Genomic DNA, 23,884 nt, shown 5'->3' with positions numbered 1-23,884 from the left:
CAAATGATTAGTTCCTATTTACAACAAGCACAACTCAGTGCTGACACCCGTTTAATTTCAGCAGAGCTAACAGCGCTTGAGCAAGCACTTGCAAGCACTAGCTTGCCTGAAGTTCGCTGGCAGTATCAAATTCCACAGTTAGGTGAGGGCGGAGCATGTAGTTTATTTGGTTATCTGCAAGATGAACCGTTTAAGTTAACTACTTACGTAACTAACAATGAGCAAACGCACACTAAGCTTGCTAACTTACAGGCTATTGTAAACTACATACAGCAGCAAACTGGGGTTGATTGGTATGGTATTTATCAAACTCACGATACTGCACAGGGTAAACAGCTTTTAAAGTTAGCTTATCATGGCGCGCCAAGTAGGCCGCTTTTTCCGCTTACAGCCGATTTTGCCGCGGGCAGTAACAACGTGCAAGTTGCGCTCTCTAAAACGGGCCGTATTATTAATAATGTTGAGCAATACTTAAGCCAAGGAGGGGAGTATTATACTTGCGACCCAAAGGTTAAGTCTGAGGTGTGCTTACCTTTATTTAATAGGAGTGGTGAATGCGTAGGAATTATTGATGCTGAGGCGTTTCATAATGATTTTTTTGATGAAAAAGTACTCGCAGTCCTAATTGCATGCTGTATTAAAATTCCTCAATTTTTAGTTTAAATAACAAAAATAGACTATGTTGAGGTTTTTAATAATGATTTTTTGCATGCACAAGGTATTAACTGTATTAATGGCATGCTGTATTAAAATTCCTCACTTTTTTGTACCAATAACACTAGTCAACCTAGCGTGTTTTTATGATAAGCTTAAGCTCACACCAACCCCCTAAATAATGATAAGAGATAGTCAATGTTCTCAGTATTAAAACCATTACCCACAGATCCTATTCTTGGCCTTATGGCGGCCTATAAGCAAGATACTAACCCTAATAAAATTGATTTAGGTGTGGGTGTCTATAAAGATGAGCTAGGCAATACACCGGTACTTAAAGCGGTAAAAAAAGCAGAAGCGTTTCGTTTAGAAAATGAAACCAGCAAATCTTATATTGGTTTAGCGGGTAATTTAGATTACTGTCAAAAAATGGAAAGCTTACTATTAGGTGAGCACAAAACATTACTAGCTAACCGTGTACGTACGGCGCAAGCGCCAGGCGGTACTGGGGCATTACGTGTTGCTGCTGAATTTATTATGCGTTGTAATCCAAAAGCAACAGTGTGGGTAACTACGCCAACATGGGCTAATCATATTAGCTTATTTGAAGCAGCGGGCTTAACAGTAAAAGAATACCCTTATTACGATTACGAAAATAAAGACTTATTATTTGATGAGATGATCAACACACTTAAGCAAGTGCCTAAAGGCGATGTGGTTTTACTACATGCGTGTTGTCATAACCCAAGTGGTATGGATTTAAACGAAGCACAGTGGAAGGTAGTTGCTGAGCTTGCAAAAGAAGTGGGCTTTACGCCGCTTGTTGATATTGCGTACCAAGGTTTTGGCTCTTCACTAGAAGAAGATGCACGTGGCTTGCGTATTTTAGCTGACGCAGTTGAAGAGTTAATTATTTGTTCTTCATGTTCTAAAAACTTTGGTCTTTACCGCGAACGTATTGGTGCTTGTTCACTAATTGCAAAAGACAGCGCAACTGCTGATATTTCAAACTCAGTATTACTTAGTGTTGTACGTAGTATTTATTCAATGCCGCCAGCGCATGGTGCCGACATTGTAAATACAATTTTAAGCAGCACTGAGCTTACGCAAATGTGGCATCAAGAGCTTGATGAAATGCGTAGCCGTATAAATGGTTTACGTACACAAATTAAAGAAACACTAGCGACTAAAGACATAGCGCAAGACTTCTCGTTTATTGAGCGTCAGCACGGTATGTTTTCTTTCTTAGGAATTAATAAAGAGCAAATTACTCGCTTACAAAAAGAGTACGGCATTTATATTGTTGGCTCAAGTCGTGTAAACGTAGCGGGCGTGAGTGATGCAAATATTGAATACTTTGCAAATGCAGTTGCCGACGTATGTAAATTATAATAGTTAACCTGAACTCTGGTTAAGAGATTTACTAACATATTGAATCATCGTTATATTTAATTTTATTTTCTCTAGCCAGAGGTTTTCAGTGAAAACAAGGCGAATTTACGCGTCAATAGCTGGCCTATTGCAAGTAAATTCAACGCAGTTAGCACTGAAAACAGCTGCTTGAGATAAGTTTATTATCCGGAGCTCAGGTTAGTTAAATTATTTAACTAAAAAACCGCACAACCTTAGGTTAGTGCGGTTTATTTTTGCCTCGTATTTAGAGCCTATGCGTCTATTAAATCTTCAACGCCAACAATCAGCCAAGGTGCATCAGTAAGCGTTAAACGCTCTAAATGCCAAATTTCTAAAATAGGTTGTTCTTGTTTATCTGCTAAATCGCGATACTTACCTTTAAAGCGTACGCTTACTTGCCATTTGTCAGTCAACGTATCTGCGCGTACTAATTCTGCATCTATAAACATCACTTCAGTAGCTACGCTTGTAATTGCTTCGCGCTCTGCTTTAAATTCGGCCACTAATTCAGGGCTTAAATACTCAGCCATAGTGTGATAATCAGCTTCGTTCCACGCATTTTGTAGTGTGTGGTAATGCTCACGAGCACCTTGTAAAAAGCCGTTTGTATCAAAGCCAGGCGGTAAGTTAAAAGGCACATCGTCGCCGTGTGCAGTATTATTAGCAAATCCTGTACTTGTTGTTTGTTCATGCTCAATAGGTGCTTGTTTAAATGCATTTTGTGACATGCCAGCACTGGCTAGTTGAGGCGACTGCCTTGCGCGCATAAAGCCACGAACAAGTTTAAATATTATAAAGGCTGCACCCGCAAGTAAAATCATCTCTAACAGCTGAAACCCTTCAAAATCACCACCTAACATAGCAGCAATTAAGCCACCAGCAAGCAGCCCACCAAATACACCCGCCATAATGCCTTTTTTATTAGATGCTGGCTTTGCCGCAGGCGCAACTGCCTTGGTATCTGTTTGTTGCTTTTGTGCGGTTTGTTGCGTAGCTGGAGTTTTACCACGTTTGCTACTACCAAACTTTTTACGTGCTTGTGCATCAAAGCTTGCAGTCATTAGCAAGGCCAACAAAGATAAAATAACGACAAAATTCTTCATGAAAATCCTTAAATAAAATAAAGTGTCGATTATACCTATAGAAATATTATTTACTTTAAAAATCAGTTGGCTGGTTGGTAATATTTAAGGGGCAGGAGTAAATTACTAAACATTAAGCACACCGCTTAGCAGGTCTAAGCGGTGCGAGAAGCTACAAGGTTACAGCCAGCGAATAGCGCCAGAAACACGTTCATTATACATATTCACCGGCGCACCTAAGCTGGCAATTAATACGGTATCGGCTTGTTGGCCTCTATTAATATGGCCTTCAAATCTGTCATCATGAAAGTCATCAGAGCCCATTTCAAACACTTTATTTTTAGTCGGCACAATAAATACCGTCATAGGGCCAAAGTCAGATTCAAACACTAAATGTATGCCTTTCTCCCCTTTAAAGTCACAAAACATAGCGTAAGTAATTTTACCGGGTAGCTCACTTAATTGTCCGCCAAGTAAGGCGAGCTTTTCATTCACGCTTTGCAGGCTAATTGCTTGTGTTTTATCGAGAGAATTTATTTCGTGATAAACGTGGGCTAAAGCATGCTCACCTGCGCCATAGGTATTTTGCTCAGAACTAAAAAAGAATGCACTTATAGTAACAACAAACGAAGCGGCTAGGGCTAAATGTACTCGGTCAAACTTAAAGCGCGATCGCGATGCAATAACGTTTTTATTAGCCGGTATTTGCGCTTGTTGCTGTGCTTTTTCTTTTAAAGAGGTGTTTAAAAGAATTCGCTCGGCTAGGTTTTCAGGTACCGGAACGTCATTAGCTGCACTTTGTAAATATTTATCGAAATCTTTCATGTCGTTAATAAACCGTTGTCGCTCTGAGTTGTCTTTAGCAAACTCGGTAAGCTCATTGTCAATATCGTTTGGCTGCGCAATAGTGCGGCGACGAAACTCAAGCTCATCCATTATTTTGATGCCCCTTTAAGTTGCTCATCATCACGGCTTAAAGCCTCTTTAAGTTGGTTTCTAGCACGGTATAGACGTGTCATTACCGTGTTTTTATTTAAATCGAGTATATTTGCAATTTCTTCGCCTGAGCAGCCCATTACTACTTGCAGTAATAACGGCTCTTTGTATTCATCAGGCAAGAGTGCAATTTGGCGCTGAATAACAGTTTGCTCCATTTCATCGTCTAAAGAGTGGCTGCTTTCATCAACCAATAATTCATCTTCTATATCGCTATAATCAAATTGTTTGCGCTCAAATCGTCGCGCGTTTTCGCGACGTAAAATCGTAAGTAACCACGACTTTGCTGCTTTTTGATCCAGTAAAGAGTCGAGCGAGCGCCAGGCACGCAAAAATGTTTCTTGTACTAAGTCATCGGCAATGTGTGGATCACGGCATAACCAATAGGCAAAGCGGTAAAGCTCTTTATGGTAAACATGAACCAAGGCTTCGTAGCGCTTTTGCTTTTGTGCCATATCAATTAAGACCTGATTATTCGATTTTTTATTTCCAAACATAAGTTCTTTTTTTAGTTAAATATTATTTAATGTAATAAAAGGCCTATACGCATTAAAATTTAATGGTAAAGGTCTTTTAATACAGCTTGTTGCGACTTTAATGTTTGAGCCTGATACTTTTTAAGTAATTTAACTATAGCTGTAAGATCGCTGGTTGTTTTTTTATTACTGTATAATTGTGTTTGTAACTGCATCACGTTATTAGTTAGTTCTGCATCATTAATAGCACGGCATAAAGTATCAATAGCGCCCATATTTTGCTTAGTTACTGTTTTTGCATATATATTTAATGCGCTATAAAACATTTTTGCATCGTTTTTATTTGCTGCATGTAATAAGTTTTTCAAACTAGGCAGCGCGGGTGTTTTGTCAGTTGTAGTTGCTACATGCGCATTATGAGTAGAACGGCTTAACCAATAAAAAATTGCAGTCACAATCCATAATAAATAGCCCAGTACAGCAACAATTATTAACCATAATGGTGTTGAGCTTTGTACTTGCAGCGGATTAGTTGCATCTATACTATTTTGTCCTGCTGCTTGGTTATTGGTATTTTGCGAATCATTTATAACCACAGGATTAGCAGCATTGCTACTAGGGATCACAGTAATAGTGCGCTCTGGTAAAGTGGCAAAGCTAATACGATTTATTTTAGTGTTGTACCAAGGCAGTTTTATTTCGGGCAGCGTATAAGTGCCGGGTGTTTGTGGTAACAAAGCATAAGAGGCAATTTGCTGCGATACTACACGGCCATTACGCACCGCATTGTTATTTTCTTTTTGATCTGGGTAGCTACGGATCCCTGTAATATCGGGCATTGATATTTCGGGGAGTTGTTCTTTGGTTACACCAAGTGCCGTTAAGGTAATTGTGCGTGTGATAGGAGTGCCTACCTCAACAGTATTATCCTCTGGTTGCCATTGCTCATCTAAACTTACTAACTCACTAGGCAGCCAAGCGCCATTGTAATTACTTGGAATAGGCTTTATTTCTATTTGCTGATCATTGCCAAGTGCCGATACTTCTAACTGGCGGTAATTTTGTTGCACACGGCCTTGAAAAGCTGGGCCGGCAATAGTGTAGTCACCACTTTTTTGCGGCTGAATTAAATACTCTCGGGTAATTACTAAGTAACGTTTACCGTCAACGAGTTCATAATCTTCCGTTTGTTTACCTAGTTGGCTAAGTTGTGCATTTTCCATGCTAGGCGTGCCTAAACTGCCGTCGAGTAGCTCTTTGGCTAAATAAAGTTTAAGCGTATAAACACCGGCTTCTTGTACAAACAAAGATTTACTTGAGAGCGATGTTTTTAAAAATATATCGTTATTTTTATCGGCATCAGCTGCGCGCTTGGCTACTTTTAAAGTAATAGGCTGCGAGCTAAGCCCTGCAACAGTAAACGACGGTATAGTGTATTCACCTTCACGGCGAGTCATTAGTTTAACCGACCAGGTAGTTTGTTTGTTCATACTGCCATTTATAATATTGGTGCGAGTACTTAAGCTAGTAGGGCCAACCACAAAGCTTTTTAACAGCATTGAGGTATCGGGTTGTTCATCTTTAATTGTGTCGTCTACTGTAATATTAAGAATAAAAAACTCACCCGCTAACACCGGGTTTTTATTTACACTGGCTTCGAGTTTGGTGGCAGCCATCAATGGCATCGCACTTAATAGCAATAAACAGCAAAATAATCGCATTACCATGACTTTTCTACTCCTGTGGGGCGACGTTGATATTGTCTTTTTTGGGCTTCTAATTGCATTTTGTTCCGTAATAAAATAGCGGGATCGTCGGGCACTTTTCGCAGTAACTGATTAAGCTGCTGTGCTTGTTCTTTTTCTTCGTTAGTCAGCTCACTGGCTTGTACTGCTTGCGCTTGTTGCTCGGCAGTTTGTTGTTGCTCGTCGGGCGCAGGTTCGTTTGCAGCCTGTGGCTCACTTTGTTGCTCAGCGTTATCTTTTGGCTGTTCGGCTGGTTGATTTTCACTTTGCTCGTTTTGCGGCTCAGCTTGCATGTCAGGTTTATTTTGTTGATCAGCTTGCTCTTGTGCTTGCTCAGAGTCTTTATCCGATTTATCGTCACTGTTTTTTTCACTGTCGCTTTGCGCTTCGCCTTGCTCATCATTTTGTTGCTGATCTTGCTTGGCTTCATCAGAATTTTGCTGTTGGTTTTGCTCATCACTTTTTTGCCCGTCTTGTGATTCGCCGCCGCCTTGGTTTTGTTGCTCTTGCTGCTGATTCAGTAATTGCTCAACCAGTGCTTGGTTGTCTGCGGCTTGTGTAAAGTTAGGGTTTAATGCTTGAGCTTGTTGATAAGCATTAATTGCTTCCTCTAGCTTGCCCGCTTTAGCAAGTGCGTTACCAAAGTTATAAAAACCGGTTGCCGATTTATCATCACTAAATTGATTAACCGCGGCCTCAAAGTTCCCTTGCTGATAAAGCGCAGCGCCTTTTAATTGGCTCGATTGGGCTGTTATTGCTTGCTCATAATCTTTATTGTTATAAGCATCAAGCGCTCGCTGATCGGTGTTTTTTAAAACTGTGGGCAGCTCTACGGCATACGCATTTTGCTGTGGTAAAAAGCTAAACACTAAAAACACACTCAGCAAAGCCGCACGTCTAAATAAATAAAGGCTTAAAGGTAGTAGCAGTAACAAGCCATAAATACCGGCGTCTATACGCCAAAGCGCATGGTTTTGTTTTTCATCTTTTAACAACTCACCATTAGCGCTAGGTGCAAAAACAGCAATGTCGGCGCTACTTGGCTGATAACTAGCAAATTTACCGCCGCTGTTTGTAGCTAAACTTTTTAGCTGGCTGGTATTAATAGTCGGCACTACAATTTGCCCGTAGTGGTCTTTTAAAAATCCGCCTTCGGGTAGTTTAATTGGCGCACCTTGGGCGGTGCCTACACCGTAAATATTTAATCGGTATTGGGTGTTTTTAGTAAAAGTGCTCACCTCACTTTGCTCTTGCTGATCAATGCCGTCGGTTATTAAAATAATATCGCCATCTAGGTAACCGGCTTGTCCTAATAGCTCTTTTGCTATATCAAGGCCAGCTAAAACATTAGAGCCTTTGTCGGGCATTATTTCTGGGCTTAAGCTAGGTATTAGGTTTTCAAGTGTAGTGGCATCGTTGGTTAGCGGTGAAATGGTATAAGCACTGCCAGCATAGGCAACGAGCGCTGTGTCACCTTCTTTAAATAAATCAATCATATCGAGGGCTTTAAAACGCGCCTGCATTAATCTATTTGGTAAAATATCTGTGCTGTACATAGAGTACGACATGTCCATAACAATAACGCGAGCGTTTTTGCTTTGAAACACAGGTACTTGCTTTTCTTCAAAGCTGGGGCCGGCACTAAATATAATCCCTAAGCTGCAAAATAGCGCTAGTAACCAAAGTGGCTGGTTAGTTTTAGTGCTTGCGTCGCTCATAATAAACTGTGCTAAATGCGGTGCAATTAGCTGCTCATTGGTGGCTTTTTTGCGCTTAATTAAGGCAACAAAAAACAACCCAACTGCGGGTATGAGTAACCACAAAATAGCAGGGCGAATAAATTCAAAATCCATTAGTTAGGCTCCTTTATTGCGCGCAGGGTTGTTAACATTACTTTTAAGCTAATTAATAAAATAGCGATTAATAACGGCAAGTAAAATAATGAGCTTTGCGGGCGAAAGGTTTGCTCATCTACACTAATGGGCTCTAATTTGTCTAGTTCGGCATAAATTTGCTGTAAACCGGCTACATCTTTAGCTCTAAAGTACAAGCCGCCAGTTTGCTCGGCTATGCGTTTTAATAACCCTTCATCTATTGTGTCGCCGCTCATACCGCCCATATTAAATAAACTAAACCCACGAGGATTATCTGAGCCAACGCCAATGGTATACACTTTTATACCAGCATCGCGGGCAAGCAGTAGGGCTTCTTCGGGTTTTAAATTACCCGCAGTGTTTTGCCCGTCGGTTAGTAGCACCACAATACGATTGCTTTTATCTTTGTTTGCAAAACGTTTTACCGACAACCCTAAAGCATCGCCAATGGCAGTGGCGCGGCCAACTAAACCAATTTGTGCCTCAGAAAGCATTTTACTTACGGTTTTTACATCACGCGTAAGGGGGGTTTGTAAAAAGGCGGTGTCGCCAAATAAAATAAGGCCGAGCCTGTCGCCTTGGCGCTGCTCTATAAAATCAGTTAATACCGCTTTAACCATAGTTAAGCGGTCAACATATTGGCCATTGTAAGCCATGTCTTGCTCGGTCATAGAGCCTGATAAATCAACCGCCAGCATTATATCGCGGCCTTCGTTTGGCATTGAAATAGGATCATCTAACCAAGTAGGGTTTGCCGCAGCTATTACCAGTAATAGCCATATAACCCACTCGAACGGAGTTAAGCGCCGTGCATGAGCTTCAACGCTTTGGCTGGTTAAGTTATGTTTGGCAAAGCTTGGGATCCGCAGTCGAGTGTGTGCATTGTTTACAGCCGGTTTTAGTAATAATAGTAATAAAGGCAGGGGGAGTAATATAAACAGCCATGGCCAGCTAAATTCAAACATTAACCACTTCCTTTAACTTAAATTGCTTAATTGCTTGGCGAAACTTATTTTCTAGCGCGCTATTGTTTTGCTCAAGATTATAAACACTGAGAATTTCTTGTTCGCTAAAACTTAATCCGGTTAGTGTATTAAGCGTATTACACCACTGCTTGGTAGATTGCGTAGCAAGGCGTTTATCGTAATAGGCAATGACTAAGCGTTTTAAAATAATATGTAATTGTTGAGGATCAGTGTGCTGTTGGCTTAAATTAACCGCGAAGCGTTTTGGTTGTTTAAATTTATAACGCTTATAAGCCATATAAATTGCGGCGCTTAGCAGCAATAACAAAACGGCAATAATAACCCACCAAGCAGGGGCAAGTGGCCACCAATTTACTTGGCTTGGCGCTATTATGTCGTGTAGGCCATCAAGTGGAGACGTTTGCATGGTTATTTTCTCACTAATTGCAGCTCAAGCGGTGTGGCTGCATTGAATGATATTAAATTAAGACCCGATTTAGTTAAGCGATTAAAGCGTGTGCTAAATGCCTGTTCGGCATTTTTAGCAAAGCGCGCTCTAAAACTGCTATCCATAAGTGGTAGGGCAAAGTCTTGGCCATTGGCGCTTACTGTAACGGCTTGTTTAAATGCCGGTAACTGATGTTCAAATGGATCGCTTATGTGGCAACCAATTAGCTCGCAGTGACGGCTTAGTATTTCGAGCTGTTTAAAGCTGGCGTCGTCTAGGGCATTAAAGTCAGAAATTAAATACACTAAACTACCGGGTTTAGCCAAATGGTTAAGGCGCTTTAAGTTATCGCTAAAGTTGTTAGTGGCTTGCTCGTCAATTGCGTTAAGGGCTTGCTGGTGGCTATCACACAAATTATGACACAGCTTTAATACCGCTTTTTCACGGGCGCTGGGCTTGAGCTCTAAATGAGAGTGCTGATTAAATACAATGCCACCAATACGGTCACCACGTTGGCAGGCCGACCAAGCAACTAATGCGCTAATGTGCGCGGCTTGCACCGATTTTAATAACAACTGCGAGCCAAATAGCATCGAGTTTGAAAAATCAGTAAAAATAAACACCGGGCGCTCTTTCTCTTCTTGAAAAAGCTTAGTGTGTGTTTCGCCAGTGCGTGCAGTTACACGCCAATCAATAGAGCGAATATCGTCGCCTTGTTGATAGTGGCGTACTTCAGCAAACTCCATACCACGGCCTTTATGCGGCGCAAGGTATTGCCCGGTTAAGGTGTTTTTAATTTTTACTTTAGGAGCCAGCTCTAGCAATTGCGCTTTGGCTTTGTAATACATCAGCTCTTTAAGCGCTAAATTAACACCGTGGCTATGGCTTTGTGCAAGCCATGCTTGGGGATCTAATGGGGTTTGCATAAGTTACGGTACGGCTACAAGTTCAACAATACGGCTAATTACCTGATCTTTAGTAATGCCATCGGCTTGGGCTTCGTAACTTAAAATAATACGATGGCGCAATACATTATGTACTACTGCCTGAATATCGTCGGGCGCTACAAAATCGCGGCCTTGCAACCAAGCATGCGCACGGGCACATTTATCAAGAGCAATAGTGGCACGTGGGCTAGCACCAAACTCAATCCAGCTACCTAGTTGTGCATCTAACTTAGCGCCTTCACGGGTAGCTATAATAAGCTGCACTAAATACTGCTCAAGTGGTGGTGCTAAATAAAGGCCTAAAATAGCTTTACGAGCGGCAAATAAATCGCTTTGACTAATTTTTTGCATTACTGCTGGTTGCTCGTTTAATGCTTCGCCTCGGGTTAAACGCAGTATGTCTAATTCGTGCTCTGCGCCGGGGTAACCTATACTCAAATGCAGTAAAAAGCGGTCAAGCTGCGCTTCAGGTAGCGGGTAAGTGCCTTCTTGCTCCAGCGGGTTTTGTGTGGCCATTACTAAAAATAGCTCACTTAGCGGATAAGTATTTTTACCTACCGTTACTTGGCGCTCTGCCATGGCTTCTAATAAAGCTGATTGTACTTTAGCTGGGGCACGGTTTATTTCATCAGCTAAAATAAGATTATGAAACAGTGGGCCTTTTTCAAATACAAACTCACTGGTTTGCTGACGATAAATATCAGTACCAGTAATATCGGCAGGGAGCAAGTCGGGCGTAAATTGCACCCGCTGAAACGAGCCTTCAATGCCTTTAGCTAAGGCGTTTACGGCGCGCGTTTTTGCAAGGCCAGGAGGGCCTTCTACTAATAAGTGGCCGTCAGCTAAAATGGTAATAAGTAGCGCTTGAGTAAGCTCTGGCTGGCCAATAATTTGTGTATCTAAGTACGTTTTTAATTGTGAAAATGCGTTAGCTGCCATAATAAATAGACTGTCCTCGTCAGCTGGAATAATACCAAAGTTATTTGGGTACGAAATACTGACCTAGTTATAAGGTTTAAAATTGGATAACTCAAGAGTTAGACTGTATTTTTAAAAATAGTTCGTTATTTATTAACGACTTTTAGCCTATCACAAAACTTTGTAAATGCGTCTAAAAAAGCCTATTGTAGTACTTATATAGTAGGTCTTAGAGAATTTTATTTGCCTACTAATCGATAAATTTCAGTTTATCTATTGGCTTTAGTACACGGGTTGTTTAGAATCGAGTAAAACAAACAGGTCAGACCTGTCAGCGGGAGCATAATTAATGTCTGAGCAAAACATACTTAAAACACCAAAAGGCGATCGTATAGCCATAGTTAGCGGCCTACGTACACCTTTTGCCAAGCAAGCAACTGCGTTCCACCATGTACCTGCACTTGATATGGGTAAACTTGTGGTTAACGAAATGCTTGAGCGATTAAATTTCAACAAGTCAGAAATTGATCAACTTGTATTTGGTCAGGTAGTACAAATGCCAGAAGCACCAAATATAGCACGCGAAATTGTATTAGGTACTGGCATGCCGGTATCGGTTGATGCGTATTCAGTATCACGTGCCTGTGCGACTAGTTTTCAGGCTATTGCCAACGTTGCTGAGTCTATTATGGCCGGCTCTGTTACTGTAGGTATTGCTGGTGGCGCCGATTCTTCATCGGTACTACCCATTGGCGTGAGCAAAAAATTAGCAGGCAGTTTAGTTGATTTAAATAAAGCGCGTACCTTAGGTCAGCGCTTAAAAATATTTTCAAAATTGCGTTTAAAAGACTTATTGCCAGTGCCTCCTGCGGTTGCAGAGTACTCAACAGGCCTTTCAATGGGGCAAACTGCTGAGCAAATGGCTAAAACACATAACATTAGCCGTGAAGATCAAGATGCATTAGCGCATCGCTCGCATTCATTAGCAACCCAAGCATGGGCAGATGGAAAATTAAAAGATGAAGTAATGACGGCGCACTTACCGCCATATAAAAGCTTTATTGAAGAAGATAACAACATTCGTAAAAACTCAACGGTTGAAGGCTACGCTAAGCTTAAGCCAGTATTTGACCGCCAACACGGTACAGTAACTGCAGCAAACGCCACCCCATTAACCGACGGTGCAGCTGCGGTATTAATGATGAGCGAAAGCAAAGCAAAAGCACTGGGTTACGAAATCCTTGGTTATGTACGCAGTTTTGCGTTTTCAGCCATTGGTGTTGAAAAAGATATGCTTATGGGTCCAGCTCATGCCACGCCTATCGCACTAGATAGAGCGGGTATTACCCTTGCCGACCTAGACTTAATAGAAATGCACGAAGCGTTTGCATCGCAAACACTCGCCAACATGAAAATGTTTGCCTCAGATAAGTTTGCGCAAGAGCACTTAGGTCGCAGCAAAGCGATTGGCGAAATTAACATGGATAAGTTTAACGTATTAGGTGGATCGCTTGCTTATGGACATCCATTTGCAGCAACCGGTGCTCGCTTAATTACGCAAAGCTTATACGAGCTTAAGCGTCGTGGTGGCGGTTTAGCATTAACAACAGCCTGTGCTGCAGGTGGTTTAGGTGCAGCTTTTGTATTGGAGAGTGCGTAATGTCAGATTCAGTATTTAATTTAACGGTTGATGAAAATAAAATCGCCGTAGTAACTATAGATGTGCAGGGCGAAAAAATGAATACCCTGCGCAGTAGTTTTGCCGATGATTTAAAAGCCTTACTAGCCGAAGCTAAACAGCAGTCTGTAAAAGGCATGGTATTTATTAGTGGTAAAAGTGATAACTTTATTGCTGGCGCTGACGTTAAAATGCTTGATAGTGTGCAAAAGCGTGAAGATGCTTTAGCTATTAGCGAGTTATGTCACCATGCATTTTTTGACATGGAAAACCTACCTTTTACTACGGTTAGTGCTATTCATGGCGCAGCTTTAGGTGGCGGGTTAGAGTTTGCACTAGCCTGTGATTATCGCGTAGGCACCGACAGTGGTATTACCATAATTGGTTTGCCAGAAGTGCAGTTAGGTTTATTACCTGGCGGTGGCGGTACTCAGCGTTTAACTAAAATAATTGGCATTCAAAAAGGCTTAGAATGGATGCTAACTGGTAAGCAAATTCGTGCAAAGCAAGCTAAAAAAGCCGGTGTATTAGATGATTGCGTACCACATAGCGTGCTATTAAAAGTAGCGAAAGAATTTGCCGCTAAAGGCAAAGCACCAGCTAAAGAGCCAAAACTCGACACCGTGAGCAAGCTGCTAGAATCAAACCCGTTTGGCCGTAACTTTATCTTTAAAAAAGCAAAAGAAAACGTCATTAAACAAACGGGCGGACATTACCCTGCGCCACTTTTAATTATTAAAGCAGTACGTGCAAGCGTAGAGCTCGATAAGCTAAAAGCGTATAAAACCGAAGCGGAAAGCTTTGCAACGCTGGTAATGAGCGATGAATCAAAAGCGCTGCGCAGTGTATTTTTTGCAACCACAGAAATGAAAAAAGACTGGCGCAACGGCGACGCACCAGCAATTAACAAAACCGCAGTGTTAGGTGGCGGACTAATGGGCGCAGGTATTGCGCACGTAAGTGCCGTTAAAGCTAAAGTACCGGTACGTATTAAAGATGTAGCAGAGCAGGGCATTAGTAATGCAATGAGCTACACCTATAAAATTTTAGATAAGCGCTTAAAGCGCCGCATTATGTCTAAAGCCGATATGCAGCTAACAATGAGCCGTATTACAGGCGCAACCGATTACAGCGGTTTTAAAAATATAGATTTAGTAATTGAAGCGGTATTTGAAGATCTTGAGCTTAAACAAGGCATGGTTGCTGATATTGAGCGTGAATGCCAAGAAAATACTATTTTTGCGAGTAATACCTCGTCATTACCTATTTCGCAAATTGCAGCTCAAGCTCAGCGCCCTGAAAACGTGATTGGTTTACATTACTTTTCACCAGTAGAAAAAATGCCACTGGTAGAAATTATTCCACACGCAGGCACCTCAAAAGAGACCATTACTCGTGTGGTAAACTTTGCGCGCAAGCAAGGTAAAACACCTATTGTAGTAAAAGATAGCGCCGGCTTTTATGTAAACCGTATTTTAGCGCCTTACTTAAACGAAGCGGCTAACTTAATGCTAGCAGGCGAGCCAATTGAAAAAATTGATGCAGCCTTAGTTGAGTTTGGTTTTCCGGTAGGTCCACTGGCATTACTTGATGAAGTGGGTATTGATATTGGTTCTAAAATTGCGCCAATTTTAGAAAAAGAGCTAGGCGAGCGTTTTAAAGCACCCGATGCATTTACTCGTATGATAGAGTCAAAACGCCTTGGTCGTAAAACAGGTCGTGGCTTTTATGAGTACGATAAAAAAGGCAAAAAGGTTGATGAGTCAGTTTACGAACTACTAAACGTTACCCCAGCTCCACGTTTAAATAAAAGCGAAATTGCCAAACGTTGTATTGCACAAATGCTTAATGAAGCGGTTCGTTGTTTAGACGAAGGCATTATTGCCAGCCCACGTGACGGTGATATTGGTGCTATTTTTGGTATTGGTTTTCCACCGTTCTTCGGCGGACCATTTAGCTATATGGATAAACTAGGCGCAAGTAAAATAAGCTCAGACATGTCTACATTAGGCAGTAGCAATGCAATTTTTACCCCTTGCGACACGCTTGTAGCAATGGCAGAGTCAGGTGCTAAGTTTTATGCCGCTCAGCCAAGCGCAGAGCCAACAGTTGAGTCGGAGCCTGCAGAGCAAGCCACTGACGATGCTGCAGCGCCAAGTGCTAAAGAATAAGTAAATAAGCATTTACTAATAAAAACCGCATTTTATATGCGGTTTTTTTATGGCTAAATTATTTAAGCGAAAGCCTATTAAAAAGTTTACTAACCACTCAAATTATTAAACTCACTAAATATCACTCGAATAAGTAATAAACCATACCCTTAGAGAGTATTGTCTACCACTTGAAAGTGGGTTTTTGTACTTGCTGATATTTAAAGGTAAACGCTGTGTGTTGAAAAGTGTTTTGGCATCGAGGTATATAACAGGAAGTTTGAATTTAGCTTTAGGGGGGCTAAATATTGGTAATAAATACGCTTGAAGTACTTCAAGCGTATTTAAAATAAAATGGGATATTTAAAGATGGGCGGCGATAATTTTTTTATCTTTTTCAGGCATGTTATCTACCACTAAATCAAATGAATTATCAATCATTCGCTTAATCTCATTTTGCGGGATTGTGCCATCTAGTATTATGGTATTCCAAAGGCGTTTATTCATATGATAGCCAGGGATCACTGCAGTAAACATATCTCTTAATGCTAGTGCTTCGTCGGGGTCACATTTTAAATTTAACCACCAAATAGGCTCGCCATTGGCGTCGTTATTTTCATCATTACCCAGTGCAAGGGTGGCAAACATTTTATGGTTTACCTTGTAAACATCAACTTCTTTAGAAAAAGGTTGGGTTACTTTAACTAGTGGTTTGTTAACTAAATACTCATGTACAGTTTGTTGGTCCATGATCCATTCCTTGAAGTCATACTCGATGAAACTACCATAACAGTTTTTTTAATGTTTGATTATATGTATTTTTGTAAAAATCATAATTTTATGAGTTAATCCAAGGTATAGCGGGGTTTTGAAGCAGTTTTAGTTGAACAAAATCTAGTTCGTGGTATGTTTCTCAGAGTCAAAAATAATAGGAATATATTCATGCCAAAGGCGAGTGAAGTTAAAAAAGGGACAGCCATTGATTTTAATGGCCGCGTTTTAGTTGTAAAAGATATAGTACGCTCAGTTCCACAAGGTCGTGCTGGTGGTAGTTTGTACCGTATGCGTTTATACGACGTAGTAACGGGCAGCAAAGTGGATGAAACATTTAAAGACAGTGATATGTTAACACTTGCTGATTTAACTCGTCGTGAAGCTATGCTTTCGTACATTGATGGTGACGAGTATGTGTTTATGGATAACGAAGATTACACGCCATATAATCTAAGTAAAGATGCGATTAGCGAAGAGATTTTGTTCGTAAATGAAGAAACTCAAGGCGTGCACGTTATTGTAATAGATGGCGCACCGGTTGGCCTAGATTTGCCATCAAGTGTTGAACTGGTTGTGGAAGAAACCGACCCATCTATTAAGGGTGCTTCGGCGAGTGCACGCTCAAAGCCGGCGCGTATGTCTACAGGGTTAAATATTTCAGTTCCTGAGCATATTTCTACAGGCGATCGTATTCGTATCAATACTGCAGAGCATAAATTTATGGGCCGTGCTGAAAAGTAAGCGCCTAATTATTTATATTAAAAAGCCGACTTGTTCGGCTTTTTTTATTGCTTAGATTCAAATAGTAAGTGCATAGCTTTAAAAATAGTCATTTTATGGTTAAAATACGCGGCTTGTTTTTACAGGTTTAGGTATTGCTTTGATTTTTGTTTTATTAAGCGCAGTGTTTATAGCGATTATGTATTTAGAGGCGATTAAAAAGGGTATGCCGGTTAAGCGTTGGCTGTTGTTAGCGGGTTTACTTGGGCCGGTTGCATGGTGTTTGTTTAATTTACATTACCGCCGTGCGTTACTGCGAAGTGTAGGTATTAACCCTTGCATATGGCATCCTTAATTTTTTATTTCTGTTTTTTAATTTTAATTAGTGACAGCCACTTTTTTAATCGGACTAATTAAACTAGGTACAGACTTGTTGTGCTGGAGTTTTAAAAATTCGGTAAACTCATCTTTTGATAGCGGCTTAGAGTAATAGTAGCCTTGTACTGTTTCACAGTTTAATTGTTTGAGTATTTCTATTTGCGACGCTTGCTCTACGCCCTCTGCAACCACATGTAGGTCAAGGTTATGGGCAATAGTAACAATTGAGTCGACCATATTGCGGCCGCGCTCGTTTTTCATGTCATCGATAAAGGCTTTATCAACTTTAAGCGTATTAAGCGGAAACTGCTTTAAATAGGCCAGCGAAGAGTAGCCGGTACCAAAGTCGTCCATTGCTAAATGAATACCTCGGGCGCTGAGTGAGCACATTATTGCGATAGCATCTTTAGGGTCGTCCATTACCGTGCCTTCGGTAATTTCTAGCTCTAAAAAGTAAGAGGGCAATGCATTTTTTTGTAAAATCACATCAATACGTGTTGTTAGGTCGGGTAAACTAAATTGCTTTGCCGATAAATTCACAGCAACTCTGCCATTAAATAAGCCCGCATCAAGCCACTCTTTTACATCGCGACAGGCTTTATTTAAAACCACTTCACCAATTTCTATTATTTGCCCTGTTTCTTCTGCTATTGGGATAAAAACACCCGGGCTAATAATGCCTTTTTTAGGCGTGATAAAGCGTACTAATGCCTCCATTCCCACAAGTTTACCGGTGTGAATATTCATTTTTGGTTGGTAATACACGGCAAAATGATTTTCTTTTAAACCAAAGCGCATTAGGTTTTCTATTTGCAGGCGCTTTACGGCTTCACGGTTCATGGTGTCATTAAAAAACAGATAACTATTACCTTTCTTTTTAGCGTGGTACATAGCTGTGTCGGCATTTTTTAATAGTAGCTCTGGGGTATTACCATCTTCAGGGAACAACACAATGCCAACGCTTGAGGTAATGGCAAGCTCATGTCCGGCCATTTTAAAAGGCGTAGCAATAGCCGCTAAAAACTGTTTAGCGGTGCGGGTAATCGTATATATGTCGTTAGTATCAGACATTACCAGTGCAAACTCATCGCCGCCTAAGCGATAAAACACGTCATTTTCGCGAGTGAGTTTATTTAGCCGCATAGCGAGTTTAGCTAATAAGCTGTCACCTAGTTGGTGCCCTAAAGAGTCATTTATTTTTTTAAAGTTATCTAAGTCGAAAACTAACAAAGCATGGTGCGAGTTTAGTTGCCCTAATTTTTGTAAGTCGGTAAAAAACAAATTACGGTTAGGCAGGTTGGTGGTGCGGTCTCTATTGGAGAGGTTATGCAGTTGCGATTCGGCTTTTTTACGCTCGGTTAAATCAGAGTATACAACGACATAGTTAGTTATTTGGTTTTGATCATTTCTAATTTCATCAATCGAAATTTCTATGGGTAATAAAACATGTGCACTATTGCGTAATTTAACTTCTTGTTGCAGGCTATCTCGCTGGTATACGGTTTTTTTAATAGTGTTAATGTAACTTTTATCGTAGCCGGGCAAATTAAAATCTTTTTTAAGGTACTGCTCGCGCACGCCACCAAATAAGGTTAAAAAGCTGGGGTTAATATCGACTAACTTAAAGTTTTTATCGTAAATAGCCAGGGCATCGGTTAGCGATTCAACGCATTTTGCAAAAAGGTTTAAGCGCTCTTCGGTTAGCTTTAATTGTGAAATGTCGCGCACTGTGCCTGTCATACGTAGGGGGCTAAGGTTGGTGTCTTTTTCTATTATTTTGCCGCGATCGAGTACCCAGAGCCAGCCGCCAAAATGATCTTTAATCCGATAAGTCGCTTCAAAAAAAGGAGTTTGTTGAGCAAAGTGTTTTTTAAGTAAATATTCTACTTGGGTAATGTCGCTTGGGTGAATAAGGCTTTTATTAGGTGGAAACTCTGTTGATAATATTGAATCCATTAAGTACTTATCGTTAATACGAAGTACTTTACCGGTTTTTATATTCCAATCCCAAAGGGTATCGCCACTGCCTTCAACAGTGCTTTTTAAGCGTTGTTCAGAAAGCATAAGTTGATAGCGCGAGCGCTTAAGTTTATATATAACCGTTAGCATGTAGCATAAAACAAGCACAATTATTGCGCTTGCCGTAACTGCAACGGTATTTAAATTTAAGTTAAAAGTTGCCTCTAAGGCATATAGGCTATGCGAGGCAACTAATAGGGCTAATAGTAAGCTTATTTTTATTATTATTGTGATCATTATTTTTATTATTTTTATAACATTTAATTTTCAAACGACAATCTAAATCAAGCGTTACTCACTGTCAAAGAGAATGCGAGCAAAGGGCCTGATTATGCGCTTTATTGGGCTTTGCAGAGCTTAAAAACTCATATCTAGGTCTATTTTCATTAAAAAGGCTTAGCGCGTATGCTTTTATATCTGCAAGGGTTAATGCATTTAATGCATCAAGCAAGCGTTGTTGCATATGAAACTCGTGATCGCGATTACCAATAGCTAACCATAATCGTTGCGAGCGCAGTCGCAGGTTTTTATCTGCTTCGGCTATATGTGTGGTTAGACCGTGCTTTTGTTGTAACCAATCTTGTGGGGTTAAATTATCTATATTGGTTAAATAGTCATGAATAAAGTTATTATGGCGCTGCAGTATTGTTTTGGCTTCAAACTTGGGTGATTGCACATAAAAAACAATGCCCGCGCGGGTGTTAAAAGGCGCGTAACCGGCACCAACTAAATAACCTAATTGTTGCGTGGTGCGTAGTTCGTTAAAATAATCTTGATTGATTAGATGATTTAGCGCCATCATTTTTACTTTTTCACTTACACAGTCGGTTTGTGCTTGATAGTAAATAAGCATAGCGTGATCATTACAAGGAAGCGTTAACTCAAAGCGCGTTACTTTGTTAATTTCAAATAATGGCCGTGTTAAATCGGCTATTACAGCGGCGCTTTTTAAGTGCGCGGCTACTTTTTTCTGAAAACTAATTGCATCAGCTTGTTGCCAGTTACCATGTAAAAATGACTCTACATGCAGGGCTTTAAAAAAGTCTTGTCTAAATTCATTAAATTGCTGAAAACACGTGTTTTTTAATGCGTCAGCCAATTCGTCTGGCTGTGGATTCCACGGCATTATTTTTGCGCCTAACATACTAAACAGCTCACCTACGGGCTTATTTTGATTACTGTTACGCCAATGCCTTACTAATTGCTTTTTATACTCGGCAAAACGTTTAGAGCAAATTTCTACGTTAAATAAAGCATCAATGAGTTCATCAACCAGCTCTAACTGGCTTGATGAGAGCCCCGCTGTATGTAGTGTTAACCCACCTTGATGAGACGTTAAGTGATAACTAAGTCCTGCAAGTTCGGCAGGGTAAAATTGCTCGCTAACGCTATCCATAAATAAATCAGAAAAGAGGCGGGTAAGTGCCATGTGCTTTACATCTTTTATTGCAAAGTCTGAGTCCATTGCCAAGTAAAAATGACCTTTGGCAACGCGAAAGGTGTTGTCTTGTTTAAACCAAAAATCAAAACCAGGCTCTGTGACTATTAGCTCAGGTTTTGTTTGTGGCTCAATTATATCAAACAGCTCAACGTCTTTAGTTAAATAAGGATTAACAACAGGTAAGCGCATTTCATTGAGTGGTTTATTAATGTTACTTAGTGCATCGAGCCAACTAGTCGAAATTTTTTCAACCTTGTAAGGTGTATTATACCAAGCTGCTTTATGTTGAGGCTCAACCCCGGGGTGAATAAGTACCAAGCGCATATTGTGTGGCTTTAACCATTGCATGGCCATTTCATGGGTGGCGTGTTTAAAGCCTTCCATTAAATAGTCGCCTTGTAAGTAGTTAGGCTGATCGTAATGTTGCATATTAATGCTTAAGTTACTTACCCAGTCTATTAAGCGCGATTGTTCTTGGTTATCGAAGGCAATTTGCAATAGCTTCTTTTTATCTTGGTATAAGCGCGGTAGCTGTTCAATATTGTTATTAATGAGGCAAATATACTCAAAGATCATTTCAATAATATCTTCAAAGTATTCAATACCTTCATCCGTTAGTGCCATACTAATATTAAAGTCTTTAAAATTACTGCCATTAATGCCACCCCCGGCAGAAAGTGCATTTATCCAGCCTTGCTGTTTTAAAATAGAGTATAACGAGCCCGCACCTTCATAACCGAGTAAGTGTGCAATAAAGCTCACTGTTTTGTGACGATAAAAGTCATCAATATTAGGCATTGCAAAGCTCACTATAAGCTTTTGCATATGCTTATGAGGCTCAATGTGCAGCAGTTTTCCTAGGTCTTGCGCTCGGTATAGCGGCGCACTAATTGCGGGTTTTGGTTGCTTGGCGTTACCACAAACCGCAGTAAAGTATTGTTTTGTCCATGCTTGGAGAGTGTCGAGCTCCTCATTAGCGCATATGACCAAAGTCATGTATTGAGCTTGATAAAACTGCTTAAAAAAGTCTCTTAGCTCGTCGCTAATGCAGCGCTCTCTGTCAGCTAATGTTTGTAAATTACCCACCGAAAATTTAGCAAAAGGGTGAGCCGGATTAACCGTTTCTTTATGTACTTGGTATATACGACGGCCGTCGTCTTTAATTTTTAATTTAAATTCTGCTTCTATCGCGTTACGTTCTTTTTCTGTTTCTGCAGCATTTAATAATGGCGCAATAAAAAACCGGCTAAATTGCTTTAGCGCATGTTCAAATTCTTGATTATTAATGTCAAAAAAGTAGCACGTGTGCTCAGTTCCGGTCCAGGCATTGGTATTGCCGCCCGCTTGTGATACAAAATTATTAAAGCTACCTGAGTCAGGAAATTGATCTGTGCCTAAAAATAGCATGTGCTCTAAAAAGTGTGCTAAGCCTTGTCTATCAACAGGGTCGTCAAAATGTCCAGCATTAACAGCCATAGACGCAGCGGCTTTTGTTGCATCTTTATCTTGCACTAAGAGTACTTTTAGACCATTGTCCAGTGTTACAGCGCGGTAGGCTCTGTTATCATTGCGACTGATATTCAAATGATGCTCCTGAAACTAAATGTTTACTTGTTAACAACAGATGATAACTTCAGGACAGAGAAATACAGCGATAAGATTTACCTGAATATCATGACAGAACTATTTAAGAAAAAAATAGTGTTACCTTGTTAATATAGCGGAAGAACGGGCAAATTGGCTACTGTTTTATATTCTTTAATTGGTTGATTTATTATGAAAACAATCTTAATAATGCGCCACGGCGAAGCAACGCCAATGCAGGCCGATGATGCAGCGAGACAGTTAACCCAAAAGGGTCATATTGAAGCTGAAAAAATGGGTCTGTGGCTGGCAAAAAACTATGCACCCGATGCGCTGTTAGTTAGTCCTTACATTAGAGCTCAACAAACAGCAAAAGGGGTTGCTAAAAATAACACGTTTAAATTTAGCGAAACCTGCAAAGACATTATACCTGAAGGTAAACCGCAAATTGCAGCCGATTACATCGAAACGTTAATAGCGGCGCACCCTGCGTGCAATACTTGGCTAGTAGTGGCGCACATGCCCATAGTAAGTTATTTGGTTGATCAGTTATGTGTGGGCCATATGCCTATTTTTAATACCGGTGCAGTTGCCGTAATTAATTATAATGAGCAAACCCAGCGCAGCGAATACCTTAGCATTCATGCTCCGGGTAACGTGTAATGCAATGAGTTAGCTGATTAGCTAATAGCAAGGCTCTATAATAAAAATGCCAGCCAAAGCGTAAAGCTTATACCACTTAAAACGGTCGACATAACCACAGTGCTGGCAAGCGTTGCTTGGTGCTGTTTTATTTGATTAGCAATAAGGTAGGCATTAACACCTAAAGGCGATGCGCTTAATAATATAAGTACGTTGAGTAGTTGCGCCTCTAGCATAAACACAAATCGGCCTAACAATAATACTAAGCAGGGCAGTAATACTAGCTTTAATAATGTGGCGATTAGCGCGGGTTGCCAGTTTTGGCTTATTTTATAAAATGCTAGATTAGCTCCCAACACAAATAGTGCGCAGCCAATAGCGGGTTGTGAGAGTAAATCTAAGCCATTAATAATATCCAGTGGCAATGTAAGGCCTAAAACATTAGCCAATAACCCTAGGCTAATGCTAAGTACCACAGGGTTTAACAGCATGTTTTTGGCAAATTGTTGCCACGAAAACGCACTTTTTTCGCTTTTGGCACTCACTAAAAAGGTGAGAGTAAATAACAATGCACTATGAAAAGTGATAATCATAAATACTATACCAATCATTTCACGGCCAATTGCTGCAATAATGATTGGTAAGCCAACCAGTACGGTATTTGAATAGCTACTACCAAGAGCAAATACGCTATGGCGTTGATAATCACTGTGCTTAGTAATTAAAAATCGGTCTATTAAAGCGCCAATTATAAAAACACCCACAACCGCAATATAAAAACTTAAAAAGCCATTTAAGCTCACACTACTGTGTAAGTTAGCTTGCGCCATATTTAAAAATAAAAAAGCGGGAATACTAATATAAAAGGTAAATTTACTAATACCAGTTATATGTTGTTGTTCTAAAAATTGTGACTTAGTGCTAATAAAACCAGCAGTAACAATAAATACCAGCGGAAATATAATTGAAAAAATAGACAC

At 40.4% G+C, this 23,884-nt stretch carries 20 protein-coding genes; 7 read left to right on the top strand and 13 right to left on the bottom strand.

Annotation, left to right across the window (positions count from 1 at the left end):
* Positions 1 to 3 precede the first annotated feature (3 nt).
* Both J5X91_RS05730 and J5X91_RS05725 read left to right on the top strand, forming a co-directional pair.
* On the top strand, positions 4 to 663 hold the full coding sequence (locus J5X91_RS05730) for a GAF domain-containing protein (RefSeq protein ID WP_208834219.1): 660 nt from the start codon (positions 4 to 6) through the stop codon (positions 661 to 663).
* A gap of 189 nt (positions 664 to 852) precedes the next feature.
* Positions 853 to 2,046: an amino acid aminotransferase gene (locus J5X91_RS05725; protein ID WP_192532363.1), complete on the top strand. Its 1,194-nt coding sequence runs from the start codon at positions 853 to 855 to the stop codon at positions 2,044 to 2,046.
* 272 nt (positions 2,047 to 2,318) lie between these two features.
* On the opposite strand, the gene J5X91_RS05720 is transcribed toward J5X91_RS05725, so the two are convergent.
* The 9 genes from J5X91_RS05720 to J5X91_RS05680 all read right to left on the bottom strand — a co-directional run bounded on the left by J5X91_RS05720 (position 2,319) and on the right by J5X91_RS05680 (position 11,539).
* Entirely contained in the window at positions 2,319 to 3,170 is an 852-nt protein-coding gene (locus J5X91_RS05720) for a Tim44-like domain-containing protein (RefSeq protein ID WP_192532362.1), read from the bottom strand.
* A 159-nt stretch (positions 3,171 to 3,329) separates the two neighbouring features.
* A complete protein-coding gene (locus tag J5X91_RS05715) occupies positions 3,330 to 4,085 on the bottom strand; it encodes a DUF3379 domain-containing protein (protein ID WP_011327647.1) in 756 nt (251 codons plus the stop codon).
* Positions 4,085 to 4,642: a sigma-70 family RNA polymerase sigma factor gene (locus J5X91_RS05710; RefSeq protein ID WP_011327648.1), complete on the bottom strand. Its 558-nt coding sequence runs from the start codon at positions 4,640 to 4,642 to the stop codon at positions 4,085 to 4,087. The genes J5X91_RS05715 and J5X91_RS05710 overlap by 1 nt, the downstream gene beginning before the upstream one ends.
* Before the next feature lie 59 nt (positions 4,643 to 4,701).
* Positions 4,702 to 6,348 (bottom strand): BatD family protein, encoded by a 1,647-nt coding sequence (locus tag J5X91_RS05705; protein WP_192532361.1) that lies wholly within the window; start codon positions 6,346 to 6,348, stop codon positions 4,702 to 4,704.
* On the bottom strand, positions 6,342 to 8,219 hold the full coding sequence (locus tag J5X91_RS05700) for a VWA domain-containing protein (RefSeq protein ID WP_208834218.1): 1,878 nt from the start codon (positions 8,217 to 8,219) through the stop codon (positions 6,342 to 6,344). The genes J5X91_RS05705 and J5X91_RS05700 overlap by 7 nt, the downstream gene beginning before the upstream one ends.
* Positions 8,219 to 9,205: a VWA domain-containing protein gene (locus J5X91_RS05695; RefSeq protein ID WP_011327651.1), complete on the bottom strand. Its 987-nt coding sequence runs from the start codon at positions 9,203 to 9,205 to the stop codon at positions 8,219 to 8,221. The genes J5X91_RS05700 and J5X91_RS05695 overlap by 1 nt, the downstream gene beginning before the upstream one ends.
* Positions 9,198 to 9,632 (bottom strand): DUF4381 domain-containing protein, encoded by a 435-nt coding sequence (locus J5X91_RS05690; protein ID WP_011327652.1) that lies wholly within the window; start codon positions 9,630 to 9,632, stop codon positions 9,198 to 9,200. Before J5X91_RS05690 ends, J5X91_RS05695 begins: the two co-directional genes overlap by 8 nt.
* A gap of 2 nt (positions 9,633 to 9,634) precedes the next feature.
* The gene (locus J5X91_RS05685) at positions 9,635 to 10,579 is read right to left on the bottom strand and encodes a DUF58 domain-containing protein (protein ID WP_086998270.1); all 945 of its coding nucleotides are present in this window, start codon (positions 10,577 to 10,579) and stop codon (positions 9,635 to 9,637) included.
* Between the two features lie 3 nt (positions 10,580 to 10,582).
* Positions 10,583 to 11,539 carry a MoxR family ATPase gene (locus J5X91_RS05680; RefSeq protein WP_011327654.1) on the bottom strand — a complete coding sequence of 319 codons (957 nt, stop codon included), beginning with the start codon at positions 11,537 to 11,539 and terminating at the stop codon, positions 10,583 to 10,585.
* 328 nt (positions 11,540 to 11,867) lie between these two features.
* On the opposite strand from J5X91_RS05680, the gene fadI reads away from it, so the two are divergent.
* The gene (gene fadI, locus J5X91_RS05675; protein WP_011327655.1) at positions 11,868 to 13,178 is read left to right on the top strand and encodes an acetyl-CoA C-acyltransferase FadI; all 1,311 of its coding nucleotides are present in this window, start codon (positions 11,868 to 11,870) and stop codon (positions 13,176 to 13,178) included.
* On the top strand, positions 13,178 to 15,367 hold the full coding sequence (gene fadJ, locus J5X91_RS05670; protein WP_208834217.1) for a fatty acid oxidation complex subunit alpha FadJ: 2,190 nt from the start codon (positions 13,178 to 13,180) through the stop codon (positions 15,365 to 15,367). Before fadI ends, fadJ begins: the two co-directional genes overlap by 1 nt.
* 342 nt (positions 15,368 to 15,709) lie before the next feature.
* Here the strand turns inward: fadJ and J5X91_RS05665 are convergent, their stop codons facing one another.
* On the bottom strand, positions 15,710 to 16,096 hold the full coding sequence (locus J5X91_RS05665; RefSeq protein ID WP_086998279.1) for an MmcQ/YjbR family DNA-binding protein: 387 nt from the start codon (positions 16,094 to 16,096) through the stop codon (positions 15,710 to 15,712).
* A 192-nt stretch (positions 16,097 to 16,288) separates the two neighbouring features.
* Here J5X91_RS05665 and yeiP point away from each other — a divergent pair, with 192 nt between their 5' ends.
* Positions 16,289 to 16,861, top strand: coding sequence for an elongation factor P-like protein YeiP (yeiP, locus tag J5X91_RS05660; protein ID WP_011327658.1), 573 nt, complete (start codon positions 16,289 to 16,291; stop codon positions 16,859 to 16,861).
* A gap of 139 nt (positions 16,862 to 17,000) precedes the next feature.
* Complete coding sequence (locus J5X91_RS05655; RefSeq protein WP_182679110.1) at positions 17,001 to 17,195, top strand: hypothetical protein; 195 nt, start codon at positions 17,001 to 17,003, stop codon at positions 17,193 to 17,195.
* 23 nt (positions 17,196 to 17,218) lie between these two features.
* Here J5X91_RS05655 and J5X91_RS05650 read toward each other — a convergent pair whose 3' ends face one another.
* Together J5X91_RS05650 and J5X91_RS05645 are read right to left on the bottom strand one after the other, a co-directional pair.
* The gene (locus J5X91_RS05650; protein WP_208834216.1) at positions 17,219 to 19,474 is read right to left on the bottom strand and encodes a bifunctional diguanylate cyclase/phosphodiesterase; all 2,256 of its coding nucleotides are present in this window, start codon (positions 19,472 to 19,474) and stop codon (positions 17,219 to 17,221) included.
* A 64-nt stretch (positions 19,475 to 19,538) separates the two neighbouring features.
* Complete coding sequence (locus tag J5X91_RS05645; protein WP_208834215.1) at positions 19,539 to 22,262, bottom strand: insulinase family protein; 2,724 nt, start codon at positions 22,260 to 22,262, stop codon at positions 19,539 to 19,541.
* Positions 22,263 to 22,454: 192 nt separating this feature from the next.
* Between J5X91_RS05645 and sixA the strand changes: the two genes are divergently transcribed.
* Complete coding sequence (gene sixA / locus J5X91_RS05640) at positions 22,455 to 22,925, top strand: phosphohistidine phosphatase SixA (protein WP_086998294.1); 471 nt, start codon at positions 22,455 to 22,457, stop codon at positions 22,923 to 22,925.
* Positions 22,926 to 22,960: 35 nt separating this feature from the next.
* Here sixA and J5X91_RS05635 read toward each other — a convergent pair whose 3' ends face one another.
* Entirely contained in the window at positions 22,961 to 23,884 is a 924-nt protein-coding gene (locus J5X91_RS05635; protein WP_208834214.1) for an AEC family transporter, read from the bottom strand.

This window comes from Pseudoalteromonas sp. K222D (assembly GCF_017653575.1).
Taxonomy (GTDB): domain Bacteria; phylum Pseudomonadota; class Gammaproteobacteria; order Enterobacterales; family Alteromonadaceae; genus Pseudoalteromonas; species Pseudoalteromonas nigrifaciens.
This window is presented reverse-complemented; position numbering and strand designations above follow the sequence as displayed.